The sequence below is a fragment of the Actinoplanes sp. NPDC004185 genome, from assembly GCF_053603475.1.
This window is the reverse complement of sequence record NZ_JBSGFR010000018.1, coordinates 167,835-175,692: the sequence shown is the minus strand read 5'-3', so window position 1 is coordinate 175,692 and position 7,858 is coordinate 167,835. Positions and strand designations below refer to the sequence as shown.

At 70.4% G+C, this 7,858-nt stretch carries 9 protein-coding genes; 4 read left to right on the top strand and 5 right to left on the bottom strand.

Annotated elements, in window-relative coordinates:
- Positions 1-817 (top strand): phosphate ABC transporter permease PstA (gene pstA / locus ACWEOZ_RS20440; protein WP_451912239.1); only part of this gene is annotated, 817 nt, incomplete at its 5' end.
- A gap of 16 nt (positions 818-833) precedes the next feature.
- Positions 834-1,610 carry a phosphate ABC transporter ATP-binding protein PstB gene (pstB, locus tag ACWEOZ_RS20435; RefSeq protein WP_451912238.1) on the top strand — a complete coding sequence of 259 codons (777 nt, stop codon included), beginning with the start codon at positions 834-836 and terminating at the stop codon, positions 1,608-1,610.
- Here pstB and ACWEOZ_RS20430 read toward each other — a convergent pair whose 3' ends face one another.
- Positions 1,611-2,384, bottom strand: a complete 774-nt coding sequence (locus ACWEOZ_RS20430) for an NUDIX hydrolase (RefSeq protein WP_451912237.1) — start codon at positions 2,382-2,384, stop codon at positions 1,611-1,613.
- A gap of 47 nt (positions 2,385-2,431) precedes the next feature.
- Between ACWEOZ_RS20430 and ACWEOZ_RS20425 the strand changes: the two genes are divergently transcribed.
- Positions 2,432-3,412, top strand: a complete 981-nt coding sequence (locus ACWEOZ_RS20425) for a Gfo/Idh/MocA family protein (protein ID WP_451912236.1) — start codon at positions 2,432-2,434, stop codon at positions 3,410-3,412.
- Positions 3,413-3,568: 156 nt separating this feature from the next.
- On the opposite strand, the gene ACWEOZ_RS20420 is transcribed toward ACWEOZ_RS20425, so the two are convergent.
- From ACWEOZ_RS20420 to ACWEOZ_RS20410, 3 genes are all read right to left on the bottom strand, one after another.
- Positions 3,569-4,576 carry an anion permease gene (locus ACWEOZ_RS20420; RefSeq protein ID WP_451912235.1) on the bottom strand — a complete coding sequence of 336 codons (1,008 nt, stop codon included), beginning with the start codon at positions 4,574-4,576 and terminating at the stop codon, positions 3,569-3,571.
- A gap of 3 nt (positions 4,577-4,579) precedes the next feature.
- A complete protein-coding gene (locus tag ACWEOZ_RS20415; RefSeq protein ID WP_360545882.1) occupies positions 4,580-5,206 on the bottom strand; it encodes a DUF47 domain-containing protein in 627 nt (208 codons plus the stop codon).
- 156 nt (positions 5,207-5,362) lie between these two features.
- Positions 5,363-6,331: a hypothetical protein gene (locus ACWEOZ_RS20410; protein WP_451912234.1), complete on the bottom strand. Its 969-nt coding sequence runs from the start codon at positions 6,329-6,331 to the stop codon at positions 5,363-5,365.
- A gap of 111 nt (positions 6,332-6,442) precedes the next feature.
- Between ACWEOZ_RS20410 and sigJ the strand changes: the two genes are divergently transcribed.
- Positions 6,443-7,327: an RNA polymerase sigma factor SigJ gene (gene sigJ / locus ACWEOZ_RS20405; RefSeq protein WP_451912233.1), complete on the top strand. Its 885-nt coding sequence runs from the start codon at positions 6,443-6,445 to the stop codon at positions 7,325-7,327.
- On the opposite strand, the gene ACWEOZ_RS20400 is transcribed toward sigJ, so the two are convergent.
- Positions 7,310-7,816 carry a DUF402 domain-containing protein gene (locus ACWEOZ_RS20400; protein ID WP_451912232.1) on the bottom strand — a complete coding sequence of 169 codons (507 nt, stop codon included), beginning with the start codon at positions 7,814-7,816 and terminating at the stop codon, positions 7,310-7,312. The genes sigJ and ACWEOZ_RS20400 overlap by 18 nt on opposite strands.
- Positions 7,817-7,858 lie beyond the last annotated feature (42 nt).

Below are 7,858 nucleotides of genomic sequence, written 5' to 3'. Positions count from 1 at the left end.
CGCGGCCTGCATCCTGGCGATCCTGCCGCTGGCCTCGGTGGTGTGGACGCTGGTCTCCAAGGGCGCCGCCCGCCTGGACGGCGACTTCTTCGGCAGCTCGATGAACAACATCGGCGCCCGGGACCCGAACGGCGGCGCGTACCACGCCATCATCGGCACCCTGGAGCAGGTCGGCATCGCCACCCTGATGGCCGTCCCGCTGGGCGTGCTGGGCGCGATCTACCTGGTCGAGTACGGCCGCGGCAAGTTCGCCCTGACCGTGCGCTTCTTCGTCGACGTCATGACCGGCATCCCGTCGATCGTGGCCGGCCTGTTCATCCTGGCGTTCTGGGTGCTGATCGTCAGCCCCTGGTTCAACAACGGCACGCCGCGCTTCTCCGGCTTCGCCGCCTCACTGGCGCTGACCGTGCTGATGTTGCCGACGATCGTGCGCTCCACCGAGGAGATGCTGCGGCTGGTGCCCGGGCCGCTGCGCGAGGGCGCGTACGCCCTCGGCGTGCCGCAGTGGAAGACGATCGTCAAGGTCGTCCTGCCGACCGCGCTGCCCGGCATCGTCACCGGCGTCATGCTCGCCGTGGCCCGCGCCGCCGGCGAGACCGCCCCGGTCCTGCTGGTGGCCGGTGGCGCCGCCGCCATCAACTTCGACCCGTTCGCCGGCAACCAGTCGTCGCTGGCTCTGTACGTGTACCAGCAGGCCGGCGACGCCTCCCGGTACGCCCCGGACCGCGCCTGGACGGCGGCACTGACGCTGGTCGCCCTGGTCCTGATCCTGACCATCGCAGCGAAGCTGCTCGCCCGCCGCAACCGGCTGTCCTGAGTTAGAGGTGTCCCCCATGGCCAAGCGCATCGAGGCGAGCAACGTCTCGTCCTACTACGGCTCGTTCAAGGCGATCGACAACGTCTCCATGACCGTGGAGCCGAAGACGATCACCGCCCTGATCGGCCCGTCCGGCTGCGGCAAGTCGACGTTCCTGCGGTCCATCAACCGCATGCACGAGGTGCTGCCGAACGCCCGCATCGAGGGCCGGCTGACCATCGACGACCAGAACATCTACGACGCCGACGTCGACGTGACCGCCGTACGCCGGATGATCGGCATGGTGTTCCAGCGGCCCAACCCGTTCCCCACGATGTCGATCTACGAGAACGTGGTCGCGGGCCTGAAGCTCAACGGCGTCAAGAAGAAGTCCCTGCTGGACGACGCGGCCGAGAAGTCGCTGAAGTCGGCCAACCTCTGGGACGAGGTCAAGGACCGGCTGGCCCGCCCGGGCGCCGGCCTGTCCGGCGGCCAGCAGCAGCGCCTCTGCATCGCCCGCACCATCGCGGTGCAGCCGCAGGTCGTGCTCATGGACGAGCCCTGCTCGGCGCTCGACCCGATCTCGACGCTGGCCATCGAGGACCTGATGTTCAAGCTCAAGGACCAGTTCACGATCATCATCGTCACGCACAACATGCAGCAGGCGGCCCGGGTCAGCGACAAGACCGGGTTCTTCTCGATCGACAAGACCGGCGACCCCGGCCGGCTCATCGAGTACGACGACACCCAGAAGATCTTCAGCAACCCGGCCCAGAAGAAGACCGAGGACTACATCACCGGCCGCTTCGGCTGATCACATGTGCAGCACGCCGCCGTCTTCCGTCAGCTCCACCCGGGGCATGACGGGAGCGGCGGCGTTCCGGTCTCCGGAGGCGGCCAGAACTTCAGAAATACTTCGGTACGGGGACAGATCGTCCAGCATCACCCGCGTAGGTGGGAGCATGGCGAGGCCGTTGGCGGCCGCCGGGCTGATCCACATGGTCCGGTCGGCCTCACCGGAGACGTCCCGCGCCGTCTGAGCCGGCGGCAGGGCCGCCACGAAGAACCAGGTGTCGAAGCGCCTCGGCTCGAACTCCGGGGTGATCCACCGGGCCCACGGGAAGAGCAGATCGTCCCGCAGCCGCAGTTCCCGCCGGTCGAGAAGCTCGGCCATGGTCAGCTCCCGCCGCTGCACGGCGACCCGGTCGGCCTCCCAGTCGGCGCCGCTGACATCGCCCACGAGCTCGTCACCCGCCGGGCCGGCGAGCAGGACTCCCGCCTCCTCGAAGAGTTCGCGCGCCGCCGCGCCCACCACGGCCTTCGCCTCCGGCTCGGGGACGCCCAGACGCTCCGGCCAGTCGCTCCGGACCGTCCGCGGAAGGTCGTTACCGTCGACGCCGCCACCCGGGAAGGCGTGGACGCCACCGAAGACCATCGTCGAAGCGCGCCTGAGCACGTACACGTCGAAGGCCTCCGCGGCCGGGCGCAGGAGCACGACGGTGGCCGCCGGGCGGGCCGGGGCCGGCGGGCCGGCGAAGTCGCGGGCCCGCTGCAGCATGGCCGCCGGCAGCGGCATCGATTGGCTCATCCAGGGATCTTCTCACCGGGGCGGGTACGGAGGATACGGTGGCGATCATGACCGAGAAGAACGTCCGCTGGGGGATCCTGGGCACCGGCGGCATCGCCAGCACCTTCGCGTCCGACCTGCCACTCGTGCCCGGCGCCGAGCTGGCCGCCGTGGGATCCCGTACCCGTGCGGCCGCGACCGCCTTCGCCGAGCGGCACGGCTTCGCCCGCGCCCACGGGTCCTGGGCCGAGCTGGCCGCCGACCCCGACGTCGACGTGATCTATGTGGCGACCCCGCACGCGTTCCACCTCGACGCGGCACTGGCCGGCGGCAAGGCGGTGCTGTGCGAGAAGCCGATGACGCTGGACCACGCGTCGTCGGCGCGGCTGGTTCGGGAAGCCGGCGACCGTGGCCTGTTCCTGATGGAGGCCATGTGGATGCGCTGCAACCCGGCCGTCCGGCGCATCGTCGAGCTGATCTCCGAGGGCGCGATCGGCGAGGTCACGGCGGTGCACGCGGACTTCGGGCTGCAGGGCCCGTTCGAGGCGACACACCGGCTGCGCGATCCCGAGCTGGGCGGCGGCGCCCTGCTCGACCTGGGCGTCTACCCGCTCAACCTGGCCCACCTGATCCTCGGCTCGCCCGCGACCGTGCACAGCTGGGCGCGGCTCACCGCAGAGGGCGTGGACGACAACACCGGCATGCTGCTGGGCTACGACTCGGGCGCCGTCGCGGCCCTGACGTGCAGCCTGGTCGGCGAGACCCGCAACGCCGCCTCGATCACCGGCACGCTCGGCCGGATCGACCTGCCGCAGGGCTTCTTCGTGCCCCGCTCGTTCCGGCTGCACCGGGCGGGCGCGGAACCGGAGGAGATCAGCTACCCGTTCGAGGGCAGCGGCTACCAGTACGAGGCGGCCGAGGTGCAACGCTGCCTGACCGAGGGCCTGCTGGAGAGCCCGCTGATGCCACACCGGACAACCCTGGAGATCATGACCCTGATGGACGGCATCCGGGCCCAGCTCGGCGTCGTCTACCCGGTCACCGGCTGAGCCGGGCCGGCGTACTCCAGCACGTTGTGGGCCTGAACGTAGCTGAGGCGGTGATCTCTGCTCTGGGGACCCTGGTGTGACCGGTCAGGTCTCCTCCTCGGTGTGGATGACATGAAGACACCGAGGAGGACCGCTCTGTGACAGACGCAGGAGGGCTCAGTGGAACAGGGGCCGGACCGCCAGGTAGATGCCGCAGGCCAGGGCCCCCGCGGCCGGGAACGTGATGATCCAGCCGAGGACGATGTTGCCGGCCACGTTCCAGCGGACCGCGCTCAGGCGCTTCGTGGCGCCGACGCCCATGATCGCTGAGGTGATCGTGTGGGTGGTCGAGATCGGCGCGTGCAGGACCAGCGCGTTGAAGTAGAGCACCGAGCTGGCCACCGTCTCGGCCGCGAAGCCCTCCGCCGGGCCCAGGTCGATGATCTTGCGGCCCAGGGTACGGATGATCCGCCAGCCGCCGGCGTAGGTGCCCGCCGCCAGGACCGCCGCCGAGGTCCAGAAGACCCACCACGGGATGTGCGTCGCGTCGCTCTGGAAGCCGCCGGTGTAGAGCGCCAGCACGATGATGCCCATCGTCTTCGCGGCGTCCTGCATGCCGTGGCCGACCGACATGAAGGCGGCCGAGACGGTCTGGGCGTGCCGGAAGCCGCGGTTGAGGCGGCCCGGGTTGCCGCGCCGGAAGATCCAGGTGATCGCGATCATCACCGCGAAGCCGAGGACCAGGCCGACGACCGGTGAGGCGACCATCGGGATCAGCACCTTCTCGGTGATGGTGTCCCATTCGATGGTGGCGTCGGCGGCGAAGAACGTCGCGCCGACCAGGCCGCCGAACAGCGCGTGCGACGAGGACGACGGCAGGCCGAAGTACCAGGTCACGAGGTTCCAGCAGATGGCCGCCAGCACGCCGGCGAAGACCACGCCCAGGCTGGGGATGCCGGGGGGCAGCTTGACCAGGCCGTCGCCGACCGTCTTGGCCACGCCGGCGCCGAAGTGGGTGCCGATGAAGTTGCCGACCGCGGCCATGGCGAGCGCGACGCGCGGGGTCAGGGCCCGGGTGCTGACGCTGGTGGCGATGGCGTTCGCCGCGTCGTGGAAACCGTTGGTGTAGTCGAAGGCCATCGCGGCGATGATCACCGCGAGCACTGCGACGAGCTCGGCGGACAAGGCCTAGGACTCCTTGACCGTGATGGTCTCGACGGTGTTGGCCACCCGCTCGAAGGCGTCGCAGGCGTCCTCGAGCTCGTCGGCGACCTCCTTCATCTTCAGCACCGTGAGCGCGTCGTACTCGCCCGAGAAGAGCCGGACCAGCAGCATCCGGTACGCCCGGTCGCCGTCGTTCTCCAGCCGGTTGATCTCGATCCAGTACTCCTCGAGATTCTTCATCGTGCGCAGCCGCGGCATCGCGTCGGCCGTGATCTTGGCCTGCTGGTCGAGCACGGTGACCAGCTCGTGCATCTCGCGCGGCAGCGACGGCAGCTCGGTGAGGCCGTACAGGTAGAGCAGGTTGCCGACCGCCTCGAGGTGGTCCATGACGTCGTCGAGCTGCGAGCCCAGCGAGTAGATGTCCTCGCGGTCGAACGGCGTGATGAAGGTCGAGTTGATCTTCTTGTACAGCTCGTGGGTGATCTGGTCGCTGTCGTGCTCGACGTCGGTCAGCCGGTCGCTGACCGACTGCACGTCCACCCCGGGCAGGGCCAGCTCGTTGAGCAGCTCGGTGCCGCGCACGAGGTTCTGGGCTGCCCGGGTGAACAGCTCGTAGAAGGCGCCCTCGGTGGGGCGGAAGGAGAACTTCACGGCGCGAACCTCGTTTGCGGGTGGACGGGGTCTGGCGAATTCGAGGGAATGCTAGGTAATGCCTCCCCGGGTACCGAGCCCGCCTACCCCTGCTCAACAGCAGTTCAGTGCTCGTTCACTTGCTGTTCACCTGGAACGTGCACGTACCTGGATCTTTCAGACGACTGGCGCGATGTCCGGTCGCTGATTGGTGGCTCGCGGGGCCGGGGCACTACGCGGGGTCACCGGTCCGGGCGTGACTCGCGGTGGCACCGGCCGGTGCACCGGATGCCGGCGCAGGTGCCGGGCCAGCCCCACCTGATCGGTGTCGGCGATCACGTCCACGCCGGCCTCACCCAGCTCGGTCCAGATGGCCTGCCGAGCCTTGCGGGAGCCGGTGGGCAGGCCGGAGATCCGCACCGTACGCCCGTCCTCGTGCGCGGAACGGACCAGCGCGTGCAGCAGGTGCCGCTCCTCGGCGGAGATCGGCTCGCGGCCGTCCCAGCCGAACCGGCGGCTCCACGGCTCACTGATCATCGGCACCAGCGCGGGCGGCGCCGAGACGGAGCCGATGTCGTCGAAGGAGCCGTCGGCGAACGCGTACCGGCGGGCCTGGGTGGCGAGCAGGGCCCGCACGTCCACGATGCCGGTGATGGCGACTGTGACGGCCCCGGGGTCGAGGCGGCCGTCGACACAGCGGCTCAGCAGCGGGGCGTGGTCACGCAACTGCTGGTCGAGCATCCGGTACGCCCGCAGCAACGTGTCCGCGTCCCGGACCGGCCCGGTGAACTCGACCACCAGCCGGAACGGCACCCGCTGGTCCCGGCAGAGCCGCCCGCCCCGCGCCTGGGCCCGGGCGAACAGCGGGGTGAGCACCATCCGGCGCAGCGTACGACCGGGTTGCGGCTGCCCCGAGCCGAGAAAGAGCTCCCCGTGCGGGCCCGGGCGTACCGGGACGGTGAGACCGGCCAGCCCGCGGCGCAGCACCCCGGGCAGCGGGTCCTCGGCCTGGTTCGCGACCAGGGCGTGCCCGGCGGGGAGGTACGGCCGGGGCCGGCGAGCCACCGCGACGCCGAGTGTCGCCGCACCGGTGGCTCCCGCCACTCCGGCCAGCCCGCCCAGCAGGGTCGCCATGTCGTTCGCCACCCGTCTGCCCCCGCCCCCGCAAACGCGAAATAGGACCAAATGCTCTTATCGCGTTTACCACTGTGTCACACGTGACACCTGTGACCGGGCAATGTCCTTCAGAATTCCCCCATGCCGTCGGACCCTTTCGAAGCTGAACGCCCCCACCTGCTGGCCGTCGCGTACCGGATGCTCGGCAGCCGTGCCGAGGCCGAGGACGCGGTCCAGGAGGCCTGGCTGCGCTATCACAAGGCGCGCACCGGCGGGGAGATCCACGACCTGCGCGGCTGGCTGACCACCATCACCGGCCGGATCTGCCTGGACGTGCTGAAGTCGGCCCGGGTCCGCCGCGAGGCCTACCCCGGCCAGTGGCTGCCGGAGCCGATGGTGTCCCGGCTCGACGATCCGGCCGAACGGGTCACCCAGCGCTCCGAGGTCAGCCTCGCGCTGCTCGTCGTGCTGGAGAAGCTCACCCCCGAGCAGCGCGTCGCGGTGGTGCTGCACGACGCGTTCGGGGTGCCGTTCGACGAGGTCGCCACGGTGCTCAACACCAGCGTCTCCGCGGCCCGCCAGCACGCCTCCCGGGGCCGGCGGGCCGTCGCCGAGGGCCAGGCCCGGCACACCGCGGACCTGCCGGAGCAGCGCAAGGTGCTGGACGCGTTCCTCACCGCGGCCGCTTCCGGCGACCTGCAGGCCCTGGCGGCCGTGCTCGCGCCCGAGGTGGTGGCGATCGGCGACGGCGGCGGCGTGGTCAACGCCGGTCTCAACCCGGTCTTCGGCCTGGACCGGGTGGCCCGCTTCTACATCGGCATCCTGAGCCGGCGGGCCCGCGAGTACACCGACGTCACGGTTGAGCCGGTCCTGGTCAACGGCGACGCCGGCGTGCTGGTCCGGGGCCGCTACCCGAACGGGCGCCCGCTGCTCTTCGTGCTCACGGTGGCCGTCGCCGACGGCCGCGTCACGGCCATCTACAACCAGCTGAACCCGGCCAAGCTGGGCTCAGTCGAGGACCGCTGAGAGCCATTTCCGGTACGCCGTCGCGAACGGTTCCGAGCCGTCGCCCAGGGCCACGAACAGGCGCCCGGCGGCGGCCCGGGCCTCGGCCACCAGCTCGTCCGGATAGCCGAAGCGCACCTGGTGGTCGGCGAACTCGTCCTCGTCGCGCAGCTCGATCACCCCGGTGTCGCGGCGCCGCGAGACGTCCAGGTCCAGGTCGACGATGTGCACGGTGTCGCCCTCCCAGCGGGCCGGGGTGGTGATGTCGCAGTAGACCTCGCTGGTGCGCGGCGGCGGGTTGAACATGCCGGTCCACCACGCCCGGTGCGGGATCAGCAACACGAACGGGATCTGTTCGACCGACGGCAGCCCGTGGTAGACGGACTCCGTGCCCCGGGTCACACCGACCCAGACGCCCAGCTCGTCCTCGTTGAGCCGGCGGGCCGGGTAGTCGCGGTGGGCGGAGCCGTCGTACTTGGTGTAGACGACCCGGACCATCTCGCTCGGCATGACAAGACCCTAACGGTGACATCATTTCGTCGGTGGTGGCGG